The sequence below is a fragment of the Streptomyces sp. NPDC088387 genome (assembly GCF_044753385.1).
In the GTDB taxonomy this organism is placed as follows: Bacteria; Actinomycetota; Actinomycetes; order Streptomycetales; family Streptomycetaceae; genus Streptomyces.
The window spans coordinates 20,051-39,627 of record NZ_JBIVNC010000015.1; the positions used below are offsets into that span (position 1 = coordinate 20,051).

Consider the following 19,577-nt stretch of genomic DNA (forward strand, 5'->3'; position numbering starts at 1 on the left):
ACCGCTTCAGGAGCCGGACGGATCCCGGCCGGCGTCGGTGCGGGCGCCTTCCGCCGCTGCCGGCCCCGGCCGTGTGAGCAGCGGATCGCGCAGGGTGCGCACCAGGAGCCAGCCGACCGCGGGCAGGGCGACGAGCGGGACGAGGGCGGTCCGCAGCGTCGTGGCGTCGGCGAGCGCCCCGAGCGCCGGGGCGGACAGCCCTCCGACGCTCACCGCCAGGCCGAGGGTGACCCCGCTCGCCGTGCCCATGTGCCGGGGCAGACAGTCCTGGCCCAGCGTGATGTGCAGGGCGAACGGCACGTACAGCCCGGCCGAGACCAGCGCGACGAACGGGTAGATCAGGGGGCCGGGCGCCAGCAGCAGGCCCGCGACGGCGACGACGGTCAGCGCGTACGAGCGGCGCAGGACCGCCGTACGGCCGTACCGGTCGGCGAGCCGGCCGCCGGCCACCGTGCCCAGCGCGCCACCGGCGTAGAGCACGAACAGCGCGGCCGTGCCGGCCACCGCTCCGCCGCCGGTCCGCTCCCGCACGTACAGGGAGATGAAGGCGCTCAGCCCGACGAACACGATCGAGCGGCAGACGATGGCGCCGGACAGCCGGAGGAACGACGGCCAGTCGTCGCGGCCGGCGCCCTCGGCCGCGGACGCCGTCTCCACAGGGGCGCCGCGGGTGGCCAGACACAGCACCGTGCCGATCAGCGCGGGCGCCATCAGCAGGGGAGTGGCGTGCAGGGACCCTGTCGCGACGACGGCCGACACCAGCAGCGGGGCCAGTGCGAAGCCGATGTTGCCGCCCAGCGAGAACCAGCCCATCGCCGTCTGGCTGCCCTGTGCGGCGGCGCGGGCCGCGCGGGCGGCCTCCGGGTGGTAGGCGGCGACGCCGACCCCGGACACCGCGACCGCCGCCAGCGTCCACGCGTACGCGTCGCCGACCCCGCTCAGCGCGACCCCCGCGCCGGACGCGAACACACTCAGCGGCAGCAGCCAGGGCATCGCCCGCCGGTCGGTCAGCACCCCGAACAGCGGCTGCACCAGCGACGACAGCAGCGAGGCGGCGAGCACGACTCCCGAGGCGGCCGCGTAGGTGTAGTCGCGCTCGGCGACGAAGTACGGCACGAGGGCGGCCACGGCTCCCTGGTACACGTCCACACAGGCGTGGGCGAAGGACATCCGGGTGATCCGGCGACGGCTCGACAGGGTCGGTCCGCTCGACGGGGTGGGTGCGGTCGTCTTCCCCGGCGCGGTGGTTTTCCTCGGCATGAGGCGATCGTCGCCCGCGACAGCACTGTCCGGCTTTCATTAAACTGCCCGATTGTGCCGAACATCCGCCATGACCCCAAGGCGCCGACCGTGGCGAAGAGCCTGGCCGCCGGCGCCCGGATCGACGCCCACCGCCACGACGAGCACCAGATCGTCTACGCGGGCTCCGGCGTGCTCGCCGTCACCACGGACGCGGGCACCTGGTTCGCGCCCGGCACCCGGGCCCTGTGGGTGCCCGCCGGGACCGTGCACGCACACCGCGCCCACGGCCACATCGACCTGCATCTCGTCGGCCTGCCCGCCGCCGACAACCCGCTCGGCATGGACACCCCCACCGTCCTCGCCGTCAGCCCGCTGCTGCGCGAGCTGATCCTCGCCTACACCCGCGACCCCGAGGACACCGGACCCGAACGCCGGCGGCTACTCGCCGTGCTGCGCGACCAGCTGCGCGCATCGGCCCAGCAGCCGCTACGGCTGCCCACCGCCGCCGATCCCCGGCTGGCCGCCGTCTGCGACCTGGTGCACGGCGACCCGGCGGACGCCAGCACCCTCGCCGCCCTGGGCGCGGCGACCGGGACCGGCGAGCGCACCCTCAGCCGGCTCTTCCGCGCCGAGTTCGGCATGACCTTCCCGCAGTGGCGCACCCAGTCCCGGCTCTACCACGCCCTGCGCATGCTGGCCGAGGACGTGCCGGTGACGACGGTGGCCCACCGCTGCGGCTGGTCCTCCGCGAGCGCCTTCATCGACGTCTTCCGCCGCTCCTTCGGCCATACACCCGGAACCCACAACCGCCGGCCCTAGAAGGTCAGTTGGTGGGGCCGCCGGCGATGGCGCGTGGCCGGACGCGGAAACCCGGGGGCCGCCCGGCGCGCCGGCTGTACCGTCGAGTAATGTCCGGGCTCAGGCCGCCCGAGGAGGAACCCGTGTCACGGTCCGCACGCTCGCCCCTGCTGCTCGCCGGACTGCTGGCCGCGGCCGGAGCCGCCCACTTCACCGCGCCGCGGCCCTTCGACGCGATGGTGCCCCGCTCGCTGCCCGGCACACCACGGACCTGGACCTACGCGAGCGGTGTCGTCGAGCTGGCGCTCGCCGCGGGTGTGGCGCTGCCCCGCACCCGGCGGATCGCGGCCCGGGCCACGACGGCCTACTTCGTCGGAATCTTCCCGGCCAACGTCAAGATGGCCGTCGACTGGCAGCGCCGCCCGGCGCCGCTCAGGGCAGCGGCCGTCGGACGGCTGCCGCTGCAAGTGCCGCTCGTCCTGTGGGCCCGCGGCGTCGCACGCAACGCGGAGAGGACGTCATGACAGGACAGGTGAACACCGGCGACAAGATCGAGGACTTCGAGCTGCCGGACGAGAGCGGCACCGTACGCCGGCTGTCCGAGCTGCTCACCGACGGACCGGTGGTGCTGTTCTTCTACCCGGCCGCGATGACCGCCGGATGCACGGCCGAGGCCTGCCACTTCCGCGACCTGGCCGCGGAGTTCGCCGCGGTCGGCGCCCGGCCGGTCGGCATCAGCGGTGACACCGTCGACAAGCAGCAGGAGTTCGCCGGGAAGCACACCCTCGGCATGACCCTGCTCTCCGACACCGACGGCAAGGTCCGGGAACTCTTCGGGGTGAAGCGGGGGTTCAGCCTCGCACCCACCAAGCGGGTCACCTTCGTGATCGCGCAGGACCGGACGGTCCTGGAGGTCGTCCGCAGCGAGATCCGGATGAACACCCATGCCGACAAGGCCCTCGACGTCCTCCGGGCCCAGCGGGGCTGATCCGGCCAACCGGGGTTCCCGGGGCGGATGATCCGCGATACTGGGTCCATGCGGCTGCTGAGCAAGGCCCGACTCGCTGTCTGCCTCCTCCTGACGGCCGCGGTGGGCTGCACCGACGGCGGGGACGACAACGCGGCACCCAGTCCCTCGCCGTCCACGTCCGCGGCGGCCACCAGCGCGCCACCGCCCAGCCCCAGCCCTACCGCCGAGCCGCCGAACCCGGTCTCGATCCCGGGTCTCGCCGCACGCGAGCACACCGGGTCCGACCTGCGGCTCGGCGAGGTGCGCGACCGCACCGACGCCTACACCCAGTACGCCGTCACCTACCGGGCGAACGGGCTGACCATCTCCGGACTCATGAACATCCCCACGGGAAGGGGGCCGTTCCCGGCGCTGGTCCTCGCCCACGGCTACATCGACCCGGAGGTCTACACCACAGGCCGCGGACTCGCCCGCGAGCAGGACCTGCTGGCCCGCAACGGCTACATCGTCCTGCACAGCGACTACCGCAACCACGCCGGCTCCGACGACGACCCGGACAACGAAGTCAACCTCCGCCTCGGCTACACCGAGGACGTCATCGGCGCCGTGCTCGCCCTGCGCGCCTCCGACCGCACCGAGATCGACGACGAACGCATCGGCCTGCTCGGCCGGTCGATGGGCGGCGGGGTCGTCTACAACGCGCTCGTCGCGGCGCCGGGCCTGGTGGACGCGGCCGTCGTCTTCGCGCCCGTCAGCTCCAGGCCGGAGGAGAACCTCGACCACTACCAGCGCGGCGAGCCCCTCGTCGACGAGATCGAGGCGAAGCACGGCTCACCGGAGGACAACCCCGAGTTCTGGCGCGAGGCCTCCGCGGCCACCTACGCCGACCGGGCCACCGAGCCGCTGCTCATCCACCACGGCACCGCCGACGAGACCTGCCCGATCCGCTGGTCCCGGCACATGGTCGCCGCCCTCGAGAAGGCCGGCAAGGACGTGGAGCTGCGCACCTACGAGGGTGAGGGGCACACCTTCTACGGACAGTGGCCGCGCTCGATGGAGGTCACCATGGACTTCTTCGAGCGGCATCTGCGCTGACCCACCGTCCGCCCGGCGTCAGAACTCCTCGTGCACCTCGGGGTCGCCGCCCAGCCGCCGGTGCTCCCGGTCCGCGACGGCCCGGAGCTCCTGCGGCTCCAGCGTGAAGTCGAAGACGTCCAGGTTGTCCCGTTGCCGCTCGGGATGGGCGGACTTCGGGATCGGGACCACTCCCAGCCCGACGTGCCAGCCCAGGATCAACTGGCCCGGTGTCACCCCGCGGGCCTTGGCGAGGGCGGCGATCGCCGGGTCGTCGAGGAGGTCCGAGCCCCGGCCCAGCGGGCTCCAGCTCTCGACGAGGACACCCTTGTCCGCGTGGTAGGCGCGCAGCTCCTCCTGCGGGAACAGCGGGTGCATCTCGATCTGGTTCACCGCGGGCAGCACACCGGTCTCCCGCTCCAGGCGCTCGATGTGCTCGGGTGTGAAGTTGGAGACGCCGATCGACCGGACCAGACCGTCCTCGCGCAGCTTGATCATGGCCTTCCAGGAGTCGACGTAGAGGTCGACGCGGGGCAGCGGCCAGTGGATCAGATACAGACCGACCCGGTCCACGCCCAGCCGGGCCCGGGACTCGTCGAAGGACGCGAGCGTCTCGTCGTAGCCGTGGTGCCGGCCCGGGAGCTTGGTCGTCACCACGATCTCGTCGTGCGGGACCGACGTACGGGCGAGAGCGCGGCCGACGCCGGTCTCGTTGTGGTAGTTCACCGCCGTGTCGATCAGGCGGTAGCCCGTGTCCAGGGCGGTGAGCACCGCCTCCTCCGCCTGTGCGTCGCTCATGGGCCAGGTGCCGAGGCCGATGGCGGGAAGCGACGTGCCGTCGTTGAGCGTGTGTACCGGGATGCTGACCACTGTGGGACCTTCCCTCGACTGTGCCGTCCCCTCCAGCCTCGGGGACAGGAGGGGGAACGATCAACCGGAAGCGGCACCGGGTGGTTCTCCAGGGGCGGGGAGCTGTGTGACCAGCCCCCACCCCTCCGCTGCCGAACCGCTCCCCGGGCGGGCCGGAGATGTCACGATCATCCGTGGGGCCGGGACGACCTGACGGACGGAGTGGGTATGGCGAAGGACACGGGCACGACGGGCGGGGTCGAGATACGGCCCGTCGCCGGGTACATCGGGGCCGAGATCTCCGGCGTCGACCTCGCGGACGGACTGGACGAGGCCCAGGTCGCCGCCGTGCGGGCCGCCGTGCTGCGGTGGAAGGTGGTGTTCTTCCGGGGGCAGCGCCTCGACCACGACGGGCATGTGCGGTTCGCGCGCCTGTTCGGGGAGCCGGTGGTGCTGCGGAAGCGGGGCTCGGCGTCGCCGGACGAACACCCGGAGATCGAGACCACCGCCGACCGGCTGGAGCTGGGCGGACGGTTCGGCATGGAGCACGACGAGTGGCTGCGGCGGCGCCGGCACCACCCGCTGCGCGGCTGGCACTGCGACCACGGGGCCCGGATCGACCCGCCGGCCGCGACGATCCTGCGCGCCGAGACCGTACCGCCCTACGGCGGTGACACCACGTGGTCCAATCTGGCCGCCGCCTACGCCGGACTCTCCGGCCCGGTACGGGAGTTCGCCGACGGGCTGCGCGCCGAACACCGGCTCGGCGTCGGCTACCAGCCGCGGGCCGGCGACGACGCCTACGTCCGCCATCTGCTGGACCACCAGGTCGCCACCCTGCACCCGCTGGTCCGGGTCCATCCGGAGACCGGCGAGCGGGTGCTGTTCGTCAACGGCTACTACCTGGAGCAGATCGCCGACGTCTCGCGCGCCGAGAGCCGGCTGCTCCTGGAACTGCTCCTGGAGCAGGCGACCCGGCCCGAGTACACGGTCCGTTTCCGGTGGGAGCCCGGCAGCGTGGCCTTCTGGGACAACCGCGCCACCATCCACCTCGCCCCCTCCGACAACGCCCACCTCGGCCACCCCCGCACCATGCACCGGGTGATGCTCACCGGCGACGTACCCGTCGGCGTGGACGGAAAGCCGTCGGAGGCCGTTGTGGGGACCGAGCCCGGACGGTGGTGACCTACGGGGCCGTCCACCCCAGCGCCGGGCCGAGCTTCGTCGTCATGTCCGTGAGGATCTGTACGTAGTCCTCGTGCTCGAAGCTGAACGGCAGCGCGAACGCCACCTCGTCCACCTCACGGAAGGCGGCGTGCGCGTGCAGCCGTTCGGCGATCTCCGCCGAGGTGCCGACCAGGTCCGGCGCGAACAGCAGCCGCGCCGGACCCTGCGGGGTCGCGGTGCGCGGCAGCCGCTCGGCGGCGTACGCCTCGTACTTCGCGCGCTGCCGTGCCGTGGCCGAGTCGGTCGGGATCACGACCAGGCCCTGCGAGACCCGTGCCGCGTCGCCGTCCGGGTGGGCGGCGCGGAAGGCGCGGATGTGCGAGAGCTGGATCTCGGCGAAGTCCAGCGACCCCTCGGCGCTCCGCGAGCCCTCGACGGCCCGCGACTTCTCGGCGTCCTCCGGCTTTTCGGCCTTGACGACGCTGCTGGTCAGCAGGTTCATCCCGTGCTCGCCGGCCCAGCGCGCGGAGCCGAGGCTGCCCCCGCCGTACCACATACGGCCGCCCAGGCCGGCGGAGTGCGGCTGCACCCGGTCCGAGAAGACCTCGAACCCCTCCGTGCCGCTGAAGTCGCTCGCCGCCTCGCCGCGCACGAAGTCCAGCAGCCGGCGCACCCGTTCGTACCCGAACTCCTCCGCGTCGGCCGTGTCCGGGTACAGCGACTCCTTGACCCGGTCGAAGTGCATCGGCGGGCCGACGCTCACTCCCGGATTGAGCCGGCCGCCGGACAGGACGTCGACGGTGGCCAGGTCCTCCGCGAGCCGCAGTGGGTTCTCCCAGCCCAACGGGATGACCGCGGTGCCCAGTTCGATCCGGCTCGTGCGCTGCGACGCGGCCGCGAGGACGGCGACGGGGGAGGAGATGCCGTACTGGAGATGGCGGTGGCGGACCCAGGCGCTGTCGAAGCCGAGCCGCTCGCCCAGCTCGATGATCTCCAGCGTCGACTCGTGGCCCCGGCGCGGGTCCGCCGCGTCGAACAGCCCGATGGTCAGAAATCCGAGCTTGCACAGCGGGCGTGAGGTGGGTGGCACGGGGCTCCTCCATCCGGCGGTGGTGGACACGCGTCCACGAGCCGTAGAACCGCGTCCCCACCTCCGGTGTTCCCGGACCGGACGGACGGATGACCCCCGCGCCGGGTCACCAGTCGCGGGGACGGGGGCGGGGGCGGGGATGGGGGCGGACGCGGGCGTGGTGGCCGGGTGGATCGGGGTGGGTGCGGGCCCGCTCCCGGGCGGCGTTGGCCGGTCGGCGGGCCGACGTGCGGTTCCAGTCGCCCTCGCCGAGCACAAGAAGCGGGTCGAACATCACGACGACGCCCGCGAGCAGCAGGAACACCAGGGGCCCGAGCAGCATCGGCAGCATCAGCGCGGCCGGCGAGTTGCCGTTCCAGGTCGGCGCGATCGTCTTGTGCACATGGACGTGCACGGCGGACATGGCCGTGTAGTGCATGCCGGAGACGGCCAGCCCCATCACCAGACTCGCGGCGAGGCTCGGCAGGAAACCCCGGACGGTGACGGCCGCCCACAGTGCGGCGGTCGCCGCGCCGACCGCGATCACGGCGGACAGCGCCACCGTGAGGACGTCGTAGCCGATCTCGCCGTTGAGGCGCATCGCCGCCATGCCCAGATAGTGCATGGCGGCGACCCCGAGCCCGGTGACCGACCCCGCGACGAGGAGTGTGCGACGCTGTGCGCCGCCCACGCCGACGAGGAACACCCCCACACCGACCACCAGGACCGCCACGAGGAGACTGAGCAGCGTCAGGCTCGTGTCGTAGCGGATCCGGGTCTCCTCGACATGGAAGCCGATCATGGCGATGAAGTGCATCGTCCAGATGCCGCAGCAGATCGAAGCGGCACCCAGCGCCAGCCAGCCGAGCCGCCACGGCCGCTCGTCCAGCAGCGACCGCACGATGCAGCGCAGTCCGAGCGCCCCTCCCAGACACGCCATCACATACGCGGCGACCGGGGTCACCGCTCCGTAGCGAAACCCGTCGACGGTACCTTCCAAAGCGCCCAACTCCCCCCAGAGCCATGAACGTTGTGTGCATGGTCTAGGGGGAAGACGTGAGCTGGGCAAGTCTTTGCGGTGCGTGTCCCGGTCAACTCTTCGCTACGGCCGGTGGACTCCCGGTCGTGCCCGGTCAGTTGAACGAGTCGAGGGTGATCCTGGCCTGCTGCGGGTTGCCGTCGTGCACCAGCGACTCATGGGCGCCGACGTCGTCGAACGCGAACGCGTAGGCCTTGCCGTCGACCATCCGCTCATGGATGGCGCGGGCGTAGTGGTTGGTCACTCCGTCCTTGTAGAAGTTCGCGTTCGAGGTGTCCGGCTGGTTGGGATTGGTCAGCAGCGTCGACCGGTTGAAGCCCGCGCACAGCGTGCGGGAGATCGGGCCGCGCACCTGGTCGTTGGGCGCGTCGAGCAGCCGGTGGCAGCCGAAGATGCTGTCGGCGTCGGGCTTGGTGAAGCTGGTCACCGTCGCGCCCGAACCGTTGGTGAAGTTCATGACGTTGCCCGAGACCCGGCCGAAGTACTTGGTGTTCGGCTGGTTGCTGAACGGTGTGACCGTCAGTGTCGCCGACGCGTAGCGCTGCCAGACCCGGTTGATGTAGTCGTCCATCACCGCGCGCGGCAGCGCACCGGTCTCCACGCCGTACAGCGGGGACAGCGCACGCAGCACCGTGCCGTCCGGCCGGGTCTGGATCAGCCCCGACCAGCCGCCGGACTGGGCCCGCAGCGCCTGGAAGAACCCGTTGTAGCCACCGGCCTTGAGCTTTCCGGTGCTGGCCGTGGTGCCGTCGGCCCGCTGCACCCCGACCGAGTACGGCGCCGAGAACATGTCGACCTGCGTGCTGTTGAGCCAGATGCCGGAGTCGTTGAGCGTGTACTCCGACCAGTTGAACAGGATGTTGCGGTTCGGGTCACTGGGGTTCTGCACGGCCGGCTGCACCAGCCCGCCGGTGGTCAGCCGGAAGTCCAGCTTCTGGCCGTACGAGAAGTAGATCCGGCCCGAGAGCTTCGGGATGCGGATCGTCTTCGACTGGCCCGCCGCCGGGCCCGGAATCGACGCGTCCGGCGCCGGGGACGGCGGGTTGCCGCCGGCCGGCCAGGCGTGGAACGTGCCGGACGCGTCCGCCCAGCCCTGCCTGCCGTCGGGAGAGGTGCCGAGGACGTAGACGTGGACCGCGTCACCGCGGCCGGAGTTGTTGGTGAGCGCCAACGGGATCGTGGCGGGGACCGCGGCGTCCGCGCTGGACGGTCCGCCGAGCGTGATGATCGTGGCGACCAGCGCGGTCGCCGCGGACGTGGCCAGGAGACGGTGCTTCTTGGTGAGCACGCTCCACCTCCGTGCGGGTGTGGGGGGACAGGGGATTGGTCCGTACCGGGCTTGAGAGCGCTCTCAGACTCCCGCTGCGTCACGGGCATGTCAATGCTGAGGACAAGGGCCGTGTGGAGAACGCTGGTTGAGGAGGCGGAACTGCGGGGCGGGAACGAGCGGCGCCCGCCGCGTTCTCTCGCGCGGCGGGCCCCGGTCACGGGCTGGTGCCCGCGCAGGTCAGAAGGTGCGGTCGAGCAGGTCCAGCAGGGCCGCCCAGTGCCGGGCGTCCGCGTCGGCGTCGTACACCGACGTGTCCGACTGCGTGAAGCCGTGGTGCGCGCCCTTGTACACCTCGCAGCGGTGCCGTACGCCCGCCTCCGTCAGCGCGTTCTCCAGGCGCTCGACCGCCTTCGGCGGCATCGACGGGTCCTCGTCGGCGTGGCCGAAGTAGACCTCGGCGCCGATCCGGTCGGCGAGCAGATGCGGGCTGTCGGGAGCGTCCGTCGCGAGCTGCGCGGCGTGGAAACCGGCGAGGGCGGCGACCTGGTCCGGGAAGGTGCCCGCGGTGAGCAGGGCCAGCCGGGCGCCCATGCAGTAGCCGGTGACCGCCACCGGCCCGTCCGCGGCGGCAGGTTCCTCGGCGAGCCGGCGCAGATAGACCGCGGCATCCCGCATCGCCAGGTCGGGGGTGAGCGTCCGGAGCATCGGCATGATCCGCCCCAGCAGCGGCGGGCGGGCCTCGTCGTCGATGAACTCGGGCAGCTCCAGCAGCGGCGTCCGCCCGAAGCGGTAGAAGACGTTCGGCACCAGGACCGTGTAGCCGGCCCCCGCCAGCCGGTCCGCCATCGCGTTGAGGTGCGGCCGCCGCCCGAACGCGTCCATGTACATCAGCACCCCCGGATACGGGCCACCCTCGGCGGGACGCACCAGATAGGCGTCCGCGGTGCCGTCCTCGGTGGGGATGTCGACGATGGTTCCCTGTACGGCCGTCATGACGGTGTGCCTCCTGCGCGGTCGACGGCGAACGGCCCGTCGGCCCGACGGGCCCGATCGCGATCATCGTGGCACGCCCCCTCCGGGGCACCCGCACCGGCACCGGTCGTTCTGCCGGAACCTTGCCGGGGCCGCGGCCGGGGTGGTGCCCGGTCCTCGTGCTACTCGAACCGTGACGTGTCGCCCGCCCCGTGCCGTACGATCTCGGCCTCGCCGCCCGAGAAGTCGATCACCGTGGTCGGTTCCGTGCCGCAGTCCCCGGAGTCGACCACACCGTCCAGGACATGGTCGAGCCGGTCCTTGATCTCCCAGCCCTGGGTCATGGGCTCCGCCTCGTCCGGCAGGAGCAGGGTGCTGGAGAGCAGCGGTTCGCCCAGTTCGTGGAGCAGCGCCTGGGTGACGACATGGTCCGGGATGCGCACACCGACGGTCTTCTTCTTCGGGTGCTGGAGCATCCGCGGCACCTCCCTCGTCGCCGGGAGGATGAAGGTGTAGCTGCCCGGCGTCGACGCCTTGACCGCGCGGAACACGTCGTTGTCGATCCGGACGAACTGGCCGAGCTGCGCGAAGTCCTGGCACACGAGGGTGAAATGGTGCCGGTCGTCGAGCTGGCGGATCGAACGGATCCGGTCGATGCCCTCACGGCTGCCGATCCGGCAGCCGAGCGCGTAGCAGGAGTCCGTGGGGTACGCGATCAGCGCGTCGGCGCGGATGCTCTCGGCGATCTGCGCGATGGTGCGGGGCTGGGGGTTGTCGGGGTGCACGTCGTAGTACTTCGCCATTGGCCGAGCTTATGCGGTTCGGGGCGCGGGGGAGACACGGGTGACCCGAGTGGTGTGCCGGACCGGTGACCGGCGGGCAGACGCCCCGCGCGGACGCCGTTAGCGTGGAGGTCACCGTCGGCAGCCCCGAGCAGAAGGCAGAGGAGGCGGCACATGAGCGACACCGAGCCGCAGAGCGCAGCGGGAAAGGTGCTCTGGCACTTCACGATGTCGCTCGACGGATACGTGGCGGGTCCCCACCACGAGATGGACTGGGCGACCGGCTTCACCACCCGCCCCGGCCTGATCGACGAGTACGTCGAGACCACGGGCGCGATCCTGGGCGGCCGCAGCGGCTGGGACCAGTACCCGCACACCGGTTACGTCTACGGCGGCGCCTGGAACGGACCGCTCTTCGTGCTCACCCACCACCCCGAGGACGCGACGCCCGGCGACGGTGTCACCTTCCTGAGCTGCGACCCGGGCGAGGCGGTCCGGCTCGGCCTCGAGGCGGCCGACGGCAAGAACCTGGAGGTGTTCTCCCCGACCATCGGCCGCCAGCTCCTCGAACTGGGCCTCATCGACGAGATCGACCTGCACATCGCCCCCGTACTGCTCGGCGAGGGCATCCGGCTCTACGACAACCCGGGCCACGAGCCGGTCCGCCTGGACCGGGTCGGCGACGGCGACCCCCGGGCCGCGCTGAACGTCCGCTACCGCCCCGCCGCGCGGCCGAAGACGGACCCGGCGGACTGAGCGACGGCGCCGGTTCCGCCGCGTGCCGGGCGCCGTGGCCGCGCTGTTCGACACCCCGGGTCACCAAGGAGCGTGGGGTAACGTCCCGTCAGCGACACCGGGCCGACACGAACGAAGAGGAGTGGGCGACATGGCCGGCCAGGGGGACGGCACCGACACCGACACCGATGGCGACAGAGACGGACGCGCGACGGCCTGGGCCGGCGAACTCCTCGACCAGCTGCGGCCGTCCGGCCGGGACCCGGGCCGCGTGGTCGCGTGGCTCGCGGCCGCCGTGGACGGCACGGTGTCCCTGCGGGACGACCGCGGCACACTGCTGGCGGGGCGGCACATCCCGGTGGAACCCGGGCTGACCGAGGCGGTCGTCACGGGCCGGATCGCCTCCGCGTCGCTGGAGGAGGGCGGACGTCATCTCCGGCTGGTCCGCGTGGAGTTGCCGGCGCCCGCCGCCACCGGAGTGCTGACCGTGACCCGCACGGCACCCTTCGACCGGCGCACCTCCGAGATCGTCACCCAGGCCGCCACCGTCCTCGAACTCCTGCTGCGGGCAAGGGAGTCGACCGCGGCCGGACGCCGGCTGAAGCGGGCCGCCGCCGATCTGCGCCTGGCGATCCTGCAACTCCTCATGGTCCAGGACATCGTGGCCGCCCGTCGGGTCGCCGCCGGTCTCTGGCCCGGCCTCCTCGACACGGACTCGGCCTGTGTCTACGTCGCCGAGAGCCGCCCCGAGGAACGCGACCGGTTCGCCGAGGAGTGCCTCAGCGCGACCCGCGAGCGTGCCCTGGTGGTGCGCTGCCCGGCCGTCGACGGGCACGTCATCGTCGTCGTCCCCGACGAGGCCGAGGCGCGGGAGCTGCGCGCCCTGGTCGGCTCCCGCCCGGACACCTTCCTCGGCGGCAGCGTCCGCCAGGCCCTCGCCCGCACCGCCACCGCCTACGGCCAGGCCGTGAGCGCACTGGCCGTCGCCCGCTTCCGCCCCGAACAGTCGGCGGTCTACGCCGAGCGCACCCACCCCGAACGCCTGATGGACCCGGCCGTGCTGCGCGCCTGGTCCACCCGGCTGCTGCGCCCGCTGGACACCCTGCCGCACCACACCCGCGCCGAACTCCTCGCCACCACCCGGCTGGGCCTGGAGTTCACCGCGGTCAGCGCGGCCAAGGTGCTCGGCGTCAGCCGCAACACCGTGCGGGCCCGGATGGACCGCGTCGAGCACCTGCTGCGGACCGACTTCTCCGACCTCGCCGTACGCGCCACCGTGCACCTCGCGCTGAACACCCAGGAGGGCCACGCCGACGCGGACCGGACCGCCGGCCGTCCGGCCCCCGCGGACCTCGGAGCGCTGCTCTCCGGGCCCGCGCTGCGCACCTGGTCCCAGGAGCTCCTGGCCCGGCTGGACACCGACGGCCGCGATCTGCGCCGTACGCTGCGCGCCTGGCTCGCGTGCGGAGCCAACGCCGAACGGACCGCCCAGGTGCTCGGTGTGCACGCGCAGACCGTGCGTGAGCGGGTGCGCGGCGCCGAGCCCGTACTCGAACGGCAACTCCTCGCCGCCGGGTGCGATCTGTACGAGGTGGTGCTCTCGCATCTGGCGCTCGGCGAGCTCGCGCCGCCGGATCTGGATCTCGCCACGGGGTGAGGCGTGGCGATCGGATGCCGAGATCGCGCAAAGCCAAACAAAGTGGACGCATCTGTGCACGGTTGAGTGCTCGTGGCGTCCGAGGGGGCATCGGCAAGGTTCACAATCGGGCCACTGTCGACGTAAGTTCAACGAGCTGTGGGGGCACGACCGGCACGGGGGACCGGTCGGGCTCCCACGGCCGGAACACACGTGTCGCGCGGTCCGGGTCGGGCGCGGTCAGCCGCGCAGCTGCACCGGCACCTCCTGCCAGCCGAACGCGATGAACGACGGCACCTGCCGCAGTTCCTCCTCGGCGACCGCGAGGCGGATCTCCGGGAAGCGTTCGAACAGCGCGGGCAGCGCGGTGAGGGCCTCAAGACGGGCCAGTGGAGCGCCTATGCACCGGTGCACACCGACCCCGAACGACAGATGGTCGTCGGCGCCGCGCGCCGCGTCGAACACGTCGGCGTCCGCCCCGTAGCGCGCCGGATCTACCCCGGCCGCCGCATACGTCGTGATGATGGCGTCCCCGGCCGGCACGGTGACGTCGCCGACCTCGATGTCGCTCACCGCGTACCGCAGCGGCAGCGAGGCGATGGACGGGTGCACCCGCAGCGTCTCGTCGATCACCGCGTCCCAGCCGACCGCCCCCGACCGGACGGCGGCGAGCTGCGCCGGATCCCGCAGCAGCGCCACGACCGCGTTGCCGATGAGGTTCACGGTCGTCTCGAAGCCCGCCCCGATGACCAGCAGCAGGGTGTAGAGCAGTTCCTCGTCACTGAGCCGGTCGCCGTCCTCGTCGCGCACCCGCACCAGTTCGGTCGTCAGATCGTCGCCGGGATGCTCGCTCCGGTACGCGATCAGGGCCGGCAGCACGGTACCGATCTGCTCCTGGACGAACGCGGCGTGCTCCGGGCTCGGGTCGGACGTGTCCATGATGGCGGCGATCAGCCGGCCCGTCGCGTCCCGCAACTCGTCGGGGACACCGAACAGTTCGCAGATCAGCCGCATCGGCAGCGGATGGGCCAGCCCGGCCTTCACGTCGACGACCCCGTCGTCACCGGCCTCCAGCGCGTCCAGCAGCTCGGCGGTGATCGCCTCCACCCGCGGCCGCATCGCCTCGGTACGGCGGAGTGTGAAACTCGGGGCGACCAGCTTGCGCAGCCGCGTGTGGTCCTCGCCGTACGTCGAGAGCATGTTGACCACACCGACCCAGCCCAGCACCCAGCCCCAGGAGGGATGGTCCCCGACGCTGCCCCACAGGTTCCAGTGCTTACGGGGGTCCTTGCTGACCCGCGGGTCGAGGATGAGGCTCTTCAGGGTGTCGTAGCCGGTGGGCGCCCAGGCCGGTATGCCGCCCGGCAGCTCCACGGGGACGATCGGTCCGAGCGCGCGCAGCCGGGCGCTCTCGGCGGGTATCTCGGCGCCGAACGGGTCGAGGGCGATGCGGTCGGTGACGGTCACGGCAACTCTCCAGGCTGGTCGGGGGCGCGGGGGCTGAACCGGACGGGCAGAGCGGTGAGCGAGCGGTGGAACGGGCCCGGACGCCAGGTCAGCCGCTCGCGGGGCAGGACCGGCTCCAGGTCGGGCAGCCACTGGGTGAGCCGCTCGATGGCCTCGGTGGTGATGAGCAGCGCGTGCTGCTTGACCGGGCAGGTGTGCGGGCCCGCCGACCAGGACAGGTGCGAGGCGTCCCGGGGCCGGGCCTCGCGGTCCTCGTCCGCCTGCTCGGCGAAGTGCGCGAGCGCCCCGTACGAGATGACGACGGGCACGGCGGCCCGGAGCCAGGTGCCGTGGAAGGCCACGGCCTCCCGGGCGTAGTGGATGCCGTAGTTGGCGAGCGGGGTCTCGTGGTGCAGCACCTCCACCACCGCGTCCATCACCGGGCGGGCCCCGTTGGTGAGGGTGGAGTAGTACTCCGGGTTGCCGAGGATCCGCGACAGGGCGTTGCTCACCAGGTTGGTGGTCGGCTCGTGCCCGGCGCCGAGCGTGAGGAACACCTGCCAGGTGACCTCCTCGGGGGTCAGCTCCGCGGGATGGTCCAGCAGCGCGCTCGGCAGGTCGTCGCCGCGCCGCTCCACCTTGGCGGCGATCAGCTCCAGTACGTAGCCGCCGAACTCGGCCTCGCCCTCGGCCGCCTGCGCGCCGCCCTCCATCATCTTGCCGAGCGCCGCGTTGAGCCGTTCGCTCTGGCTGTCCGGCAGCCCGAACAGGCTGTTGAACACCAGCGCCATCAGCGGCCGCGCGAAGTCCGCCACCAGGTCGGCCTCACCGTGCGGTCCGATCCGGCTCACCAGGACGTGCACCGCGCGGTGCACACGCGCCCGCAGGTCGTGCGGCTCGACCAGGTCGAACGTGTCGATCAGCGACGTGCGGTAGCGGACGTGCGCGGCGCCGTCCGCGAACAGCGTGTTGGGCCGCCAGCGCATCATCCCGAGCACCGGCGAGTCGTCGGCGACCGTCGACTCCCACGGCCGCGGATCGTGCGAGAACGTCTCCGTGTCGTGGAGCAGATCCAGCGCCGCGCGCCGGTCGGTCACGACGTACGCCGGTACGCCCGGCGCGAGTTCGGCCCAGCCGACCGGGCCGTGCGCGGCGAGCGCCGCGTAGTAGGAGTACGGATCGCGGGCGAAACCGTCCTCCCACAGCCGCACCGGCGTGGCACGGGCGAAGGTCTCCTGGGCGGCGGGATGTGTGGTCACCGGTGCTCCGCGGGATTGCTGTCGATGAGGTGCTGGATGAGGGTGAGCAGCGCGTCGACGGAGGAGTTCCGGTCCCGGGCGTCGCACGTCACCATCGGCGTGTCGATCTCCAGGTCCAGCGCCTCGCGGAGCTGCTCCTCGGTGTGGTGGGTCGGCGAGTCGGGGAACGCGTTGAAGGCCACCGCGTACGGCAGCCCGCACTCCTCGACCAGGCCGAGCACGTCGAACGACGCGTCGATGCGCCGGCTGTCGACCAGGACCAGGGCGCCGAGCGCGCCGTAGGCTATGTCGTCCCACAGCGAGCGGAAGCGCTCCTGTCCCGGCGTCCCGAACAGGTACAGCACGATCCCGCCCGCCAGGCTGATCCGGCCGAAGTCGATCGCGACGGTCGTCGTCGTCTTCTCGCGCACCCCGTCGAGATCGTCCACCGGGACGGACGCCTCCGTCAGCTGCTCCTCGGTGTGCAGCGGGCGGATCTCGGAGACGGAGTCGATCAAAGTCGTCTTGCCCACCGCGAACGGGCCGGCGACCAGGATCTTCACCAGGTCGCGGGCGGTGTCCGGCAGATGGATGCCGCCGTCGGCGGCGGCGGTGTCACTGGTGCTTGAGGGCGCGGAGGCCATCGGCCACTCTCTTCAGCAGATCGGGGGCGAACCGTTCGGCGGGCGGGATCGGCTCGCGGGCGAGGACCAGGCCGCGGTCGACGAGACAGGCGGCCAGGACACGTACGGCGGAGACCGGCAGCCGGAGCAGGGCGGCGGCCTCCACGACGGTCAGCGAGCCCTCGTCCAGTTCGTCCAGCAGGGCGAGTTGGGCTGCGGGCAGTCCGGCCGGCGGGTCGGCGCCCCTGCTCCGGGTGAGCACCGAGAGGCGCTCCAGGCACGGGCGGCTGGGCCGCGCCACCCCGCCCGTCGAGAGATACGCGGGAACCAGGCCGCGGCCGCCCGGCCGGCCCGTCATACCGGAGTGCCGCCGTCGGTCCCTCGTGGCGCCGCGGCCATCGCCTTCTCGCCGAGCCGCGCCACCTGCGAGTGCACCCGGTGCGCGAGCAGGTCGAGGCGCACCTCGGGGTCGCCGTACGCGGCGACGACCGTGCCGTGGTCGGTCGGCACGATCAGCACGTAGCCGTGGTCGGACTCGATGACGATCTGCCGCACCTCGGCTCTGTCCCGGTCGGCGAAGGCCGCCGCGGCGGTCCGGCAGGCGCCCTGCACGGTGCTCGTGATGGCGGCCACCCGCTCGGCCGACGCGCGGCCCAGCACATCGGTGTAACCGGTGATGAGCCCGTCCCGGGTGAGCAGTACGGCCGCCACCACGTGCGGCACCTCCAGGATCGGCTCCAGCACCCATGCGGTGTCGCCCGCGTCACGGCTGGTCATCGGGCCGCTCCCCCTTCGTGGTCGGTGTGTTCGGTCATGTGCCCGGTGGTGTGCGCGGTGTCGTCGGCCACGGGCCGCCGCGCGGCTTCGCCGGGGGTGGTCCCCGCCGGGTCCGCGGTACCGGCGCGGGCCGCCGCCGTGCCGGACTGGAGTGCGCCCAGTGCGGCCGCCGCCTCCTCCGGGCGCCTGGCGGGGCGGCGCGGCCCGGGCAGGTCGGACGAGGCCGCGGCGGCACGCACCCGGCGCCGACGACGCGGGAGCCCGTCGAGGTCGGAGTCCAGCTGACCCTCGTGGTCGGAGAGGGCCTGCGCGCCGGGGTCCGCGCTGTAGGAGTGCCCGGCGGGGTCGGGCGCCGGGGTGTTGTGGGGCGCGAGATCCGGGCCGGTGTGATCGGCGGTCGGCGAAGGCTCCACCGCGGTGGGGCCGTTGCTCTGCGCCCGGCCGGCGCCGAGGGCGACCGACGGGTGCTCGGCGTCCGTGCCGCCGTTGACGGGCGGAGGCTCCTCGCCGGTGCCGGTGCCGGTGCCGGTGCCGGTGCCTGAGCCTGTGCCGACCGGGGCGTGACCCGTGCCGCCCGTGTCGAAGGCGACCCGGTCGTGGTGGGCGCGGGTGCCGTCGCCGACCGGCGAGTGGTCGGTGCTCGCGCCGGAGTGGGCCGGTGTGTGGGCCGCACCCGTGTCGGAGGCGGCAGGCGTGTGGGTGCCGCCCGTGTCGGAGTGGGCCGGTGTCGGGTCCGTGCCGGTGAGGTCCGGGGCGCCGGCGTCCGTGTGGTCCGGTTCCGGAAAGCGGCCGGTGCGGGTGGAGCGGGGGGCGCTGGCCGCCGGGGGTTTCTCCGTGGGGTCGACGCGGCTGAGCAGATGGCTGTCGACCCGCAGTACGGCCCGTACGCCGCCGTACGGGGAGGGGGACGACAGGTCGACGGTGAGGTCGAACTGGCGCGTGAGCTGGCCGATCGCGGCGAGCCCCATCCGCGGTGGGTCGCCCAGGTCGGTCAGCAGGATCGGATCGGATCCGGCGACCAGCCGCTGGGCCCGCGTCCGCTCCTCCTGGGTCATACCGAGACCGGCGTCGTCGACGGTGACACAGCACCCGTGGTGCACGTGCTCCAGGTTGACGGTGACGTCCGTGTCGGGCGACGAGTGCCGCAGCGCGTTGTCGAGCAGCTCGGCGACGATGATCGCGACGGGTTCGACGGCGTGCGAGACCAGGGCCGTGCCCGCTTCGAGGTGGTTGTGCACGCGCACCCGGTGGTAACCCGCGAGCCGGGCCTGACCGCCGGTGACGGCGTCGACCAGATGCGACTCCTCTCGGGCCAGGCCCACCCAGGCGCCGCAGACCACGGCGGCCACCTGGGCCCGGCGCAGCGACTGCTCGTTCTCGTGGTCGAGTTCGAACAGGACCTGCGTCAACTCCGGGTCGTCATAGCGCTGCTGGAGTGCGCGCAGGGCGTCCTGCAACCGGTACAGCGCCGCCTGGATCTCCCGGGTGGCGCCGCGCATCCCGGCCTGCGCCGCCGCGTCGATACGGACGCGCTGGGCCTGGAGTTCGATACGCAGCCCGTTGAGGACGTCCTCCAGCGCTATGCCGAGCGGGGTCCCGGGAGTTCCGGACCGGAGCGGGCCGGGCACGGAGAGATGCGGATGGGTCAGCTGCCGGGCGGCGGCCGGCATCCGGCGGTCCGCCAGATGCTCGACCTCGGACCGGAACAGCGCCGTGATGCCTTCGAGGCGGCCGCGCAGGGCCGCGATCTCGGCCCGTTGCAGGGACTGTTTCCGCCGGGACCGCAGCAGGCCACCGCCGAGGGCGATGGCGGACAGCGTGCCGGCGGCGAGGCCACCGACGGCAAGGTCCGGTAATTCGATCATCGACTCGGTTTCCAGAGGGATCAGC

Annotated in this window: 20 protein-coding genes; 7 read left to right on the forward strand and 13 right to left on the reverse strand. The window is 72.6% G+C overall.

Annotated features, from left to right (window positions below):
- Nucleotides 1-6: 6 nt before the first annotated feature.
- The gene (locus tag ACIQAC_RS31930) at nucleotides 7-1,170 is read right to left on the reverse strand and encodes an MFS transporter (RefSeq protein WP_402197575.1); all 1,164 of its coding nucleotides are present in this window, start codon (nucleotides 1,168-1,170) and stop codon (nucleotides 7-9) included.
- 144 nt (nucleotides 1,171-1,314) lie between these two features.
- Between ACIQAC_RS31930 and ACIQAC_RS31935 the strand changes: the two genes are divergently transcribed.
- The 4 genes from ACIQAC_RS31935 (at nucleotide 1,315) to ACIQAC_RS31950 (ending at nucleotide 4,105) form a co-directional block, all read left to right on the forward strand.
- Nucleotides 1,315-2,061 carry an AraC family transcriptional regulator gene (locus ACIQAC_RS31935; RefSeq protein WP_402197196.1) on the forward strand — a complete coding sequence of 249 codons (747 nt, stop codon included), beginning with the start codon at nucleotides 1,315-1,317 and terminating at the stop codon, nucleotides 2,059-2,061.
- Nucleotides 2,062-2,183: 122 nt separating this feature from the next.
- Entirely contained in the window at nucleotides 2,184-2,564 is a 381-nt protein-coding gene (locus tag ACIQAC_RS31940; RefSeq protein WP_402197198.1) for a DoxX family protein, read from the forward strand.
- Nucleotides 2,561-3,028 (forward strand): peroxiredoxin, encoded by a 468-nt coding sequence (locus ACIQAC_RS31945; protein WP_402197201.1) that lies wholly within the window; start codon nucleotides 2,561-2,563, stop codon nucleotides 3,026-3,028. Before ACIQAC_RS31940 ends, ACIQAC_RS31945 begins: the two co-directional genes overlap by 4 nt.
- A gap of 48 nt (nucleotides 3,029-3,076) precedes the next feature.
- Nucleotides 3,077-4,105, forward strand: coding sequence for an alpha/beta hydrolase family protein (locus tag ACIQAC_RS31950; protein WP_402197202.1), 1,029 nt, complete (start codon nucleotides 3,077-3,079; stop codon nucleotides 4,103-4,105).
- Nucleotides 4,106-4,123: 18 nt separating this feature from the next.
- Here ACIQAC_RS31950 and ACIQAC_RS31955 read toward each other — a convergent pair whose 3' ends face one another.
- Nucleotides 4,124-4,954, reverse strand: coding sequence for an aldo/keto reductase (locus ACIQAC_RS31955; RefSeq protein ID WP_402197204.1), 831 nt, complete (start codon nucleotides 4,952-4,954; stop codon nucleotides 4,124-4,126).
- A gap of 207 nt (nucleotides 4,955-5,161) precedes the next feature.
- On the opposite strand from ACIQAC_RS31955, the gene ACIQAC_RS31960 reads away from it, so the two are divergent.
- A complete protein-coding gene (locus ACIQAC_RS31960; protein WP_402197206.1) occupies nucleotides 5,162-6,118 on the forward strand; it encodes a TauD/TfdA dioxygenase family protein in 957 nt (318 codons plus the stop codon).
- A 1-nt stretch (nucleotide 6,119) separates the two neighbouring features.
- Here ACIQAC_RS31960 and ACIQAC_RS31965 read toward each other — a convergent pair whose 3' ends face one another.
- The 5 genes from ACIQAC_RS31965 to ACIQAC_RS31985 form a co-directional block, all read right to left on the reverse strand.
- Complete coding sequence (locus ACIQAC_RS31965) at nucleotides 6,120-7,190, reverse strand: LLM class flavin-dependent oxidoreductase (RefSeq protein WP_402197208.1); 1,071 nt, start codon at nucleotides 7,188-7,190, stop codon at nucleotides 6,120-6,122.
- Nucleotides 7,191-7,296: 106 nt separating this feature from the next.
- Nucleotides 7,297-8,169 carry an MHYT domain-containing protein gene (locus ACIQAC_RS31970; protein WP_402197210.1) on the reverse strand — a complete coding sequence of 291 codons (873 nt, stop codon included), beginning with the start codon at nucleotides 8,167-8,169 and terminating at the stop codon, nucleotides 7,297-7,299.
- 133 nt (nucleotides 8,170-8,302) lie between these two features.
- Nucleotides 8,303-9,496, reverse strand: coding sequence for a glycoside hydrolase family 64 protein (locus ACIQAC_RS31975; protein WP_402197212.1), 1,194 nt, complete (start codon nucleotides 9,494-9,496; stop codon nucleotides 8,303-8,305).
- Nucleotides 9,497-9,715: 219 nt separating this feature from the next.
- Nucleotides 9,716-10,471: a dienelactone hydrolase family protein gene (locus ACIQAC_RS31980; RefSeq protein ID WP_402197213.1), complete on the reverse strand. Its 756-nt coding sequence runs from the start codon at nucleotides 10,469-10,471 to the stop codon at nucleotides 9,716-9,718.
- A 161-nt stretch (nucleotides 10,472-10,632) separates the two neighbouring features.
- A complete protein-coding gene (locus tag ACIQAC_RS31985; protein ID WP_402197215.1) occupies nucleotides 10,633-11,253 on the reverse strand; it encodes an L-threonylcarbamoyladenylate synthase in 621 nt (206 codons plus the stop codon).
- Between the two features lie 153 nt (nucleotides 11,254-11,406).
- Between ACIQAC_RS31985 and ACIQAC_RS31990 the strand changes: the two genes are divergently transcribed.
- Together ACIQAC_RS31990 and ACIQAC_RS31995 are read left to right on the forward strand one after the other, a co-directional pair.
- Nucleotides 11,407-11,988 (forward strand): dihydrofolate reductase family protein, encoded by a 582-nt coding sequence (locus ACIQAC_RS31990; protein ID WP_402197218.1) that lies wholly within the window; start codon nucleotides 11,407-11,409, stop codon nucleotides 11,986-11,988.
- Between the two features lie 130 nt (nucleotides 11,989-12,118).
- Nucleotides 12,119-13,624 carry a helix-turn-helix domain-containing protein gene (locus ACIQAC_RS31995; protein ID WP_402197220.1) on the forward strand — a complete coding sequence of 502 codons (1,506 nt, stop codon included), beginning with the start codon at nucleotides 12,119-12,121 and terminating at the stop codon, nucleotides 13,622-13,624.
- Between the two features lie 219 nt (nucleotides 13,625-13,843).
- On the opposite strand, the gene ACIQAC_RS32000 is transcribed toward ACIQAC_RS31995, so the two are convergent.
- Genes ACIQAC_RS32000 through ACIQAC_RS32025 form a run of 6 tightly spaced genes read right to left on the reverse strand, consistent with a single transcriptional unit; the run spans nucleotide 13,844 to nucleotide 19,552 of the window.
- Nucleotides 13,844-15,070 carry a cytochrome P450 gene (locus tag ACIQAC_RS32000; protein ID WP_402197222.1) on the reverse strand — a complete coding sequence of 409 codons (1,227 nt, stop codon included), beginning with the start codon at nucleotides 15,068-15,070 and terminating at the stop codon, nucleotides 13,844-13,846.
- Nucleotides 15,067-16,308, reverse strand: coding sequence for a cytochrome P450 (locus ACIQAC_RS32005; protein WP_402197223.1), 1,242 nt, complete (start codon nucleotides 16,306-16,308; stop codon nucleotides 15,067-15,069). Before ACIQAC_RS32005 ends, ACIQAC_RS32000 begins: the two co-directional genes overlap by 4 nt.
- Nucleotides 16,305-16,931, reverse strand: a complete 627-nt coding sequence (locus tag ACIQAC_RS32010; RefSeq protein ID WP_402197225.1) for a GTP-binding protein — start codon at nucleotides 16,929-16,931, stop codon at nucleotides 16,305-16,307. The genes ACIQAC_RS32005 and ACIQAC_RS32010 overlap by 4 nt, the downstream gene beginning before the upstream one ends.
- The gene (locus ACIQAC_RS32015; RefSeq protein WP_402197227.1) at nucleotides 16,903-17,268 is read right to left on the reverse strand and encodes a DUF742 domain-containing protein; all 366 of its coding nucleotides are present in this window, start codon (nucleotides 17,266-17,268) and stop codon (nucleotides 16,903-16,905) included. Before ACIQAC_RS32015 ends, ACIQAC_RS32010 begins: the two co-directional genes overlap by 29 nt.
- A complete protein-coding gene (locus ACIQAC_RS32020; protein ID WP_402197229.1) occupies nucleotides 17,265-17,687 on the reverse strand; it encodes a roadblock/LC7 domain-containing protein in 423 nt (140 codons plus the stop codon). The genes ACIQAC_RS32015 and ACIQAC_RS32020 overlap by 4 nt, the downstream gene beginning before the upstream one ends.
- The gene (locus ACIQAC_RS32025; protein ID WP_402197232.1) at nucleotides 17,684-19,552 is read right to left on the reverse strand and encodes an ATP-binding protein; all 1,869 of its coding nucleotides are present in this window, start codon (nucleotides 19,550-19,552) and stop codon (nucleotides 17,684-17,686) included. The genes ACIQAC_RS32020 and ACIQAC_RS32025 overlap by 4 nt, the downstream gene beginning before the upstream one ends.
- Nucleotides 19,553-19,577: the final 25 nt, after the last annotated feature.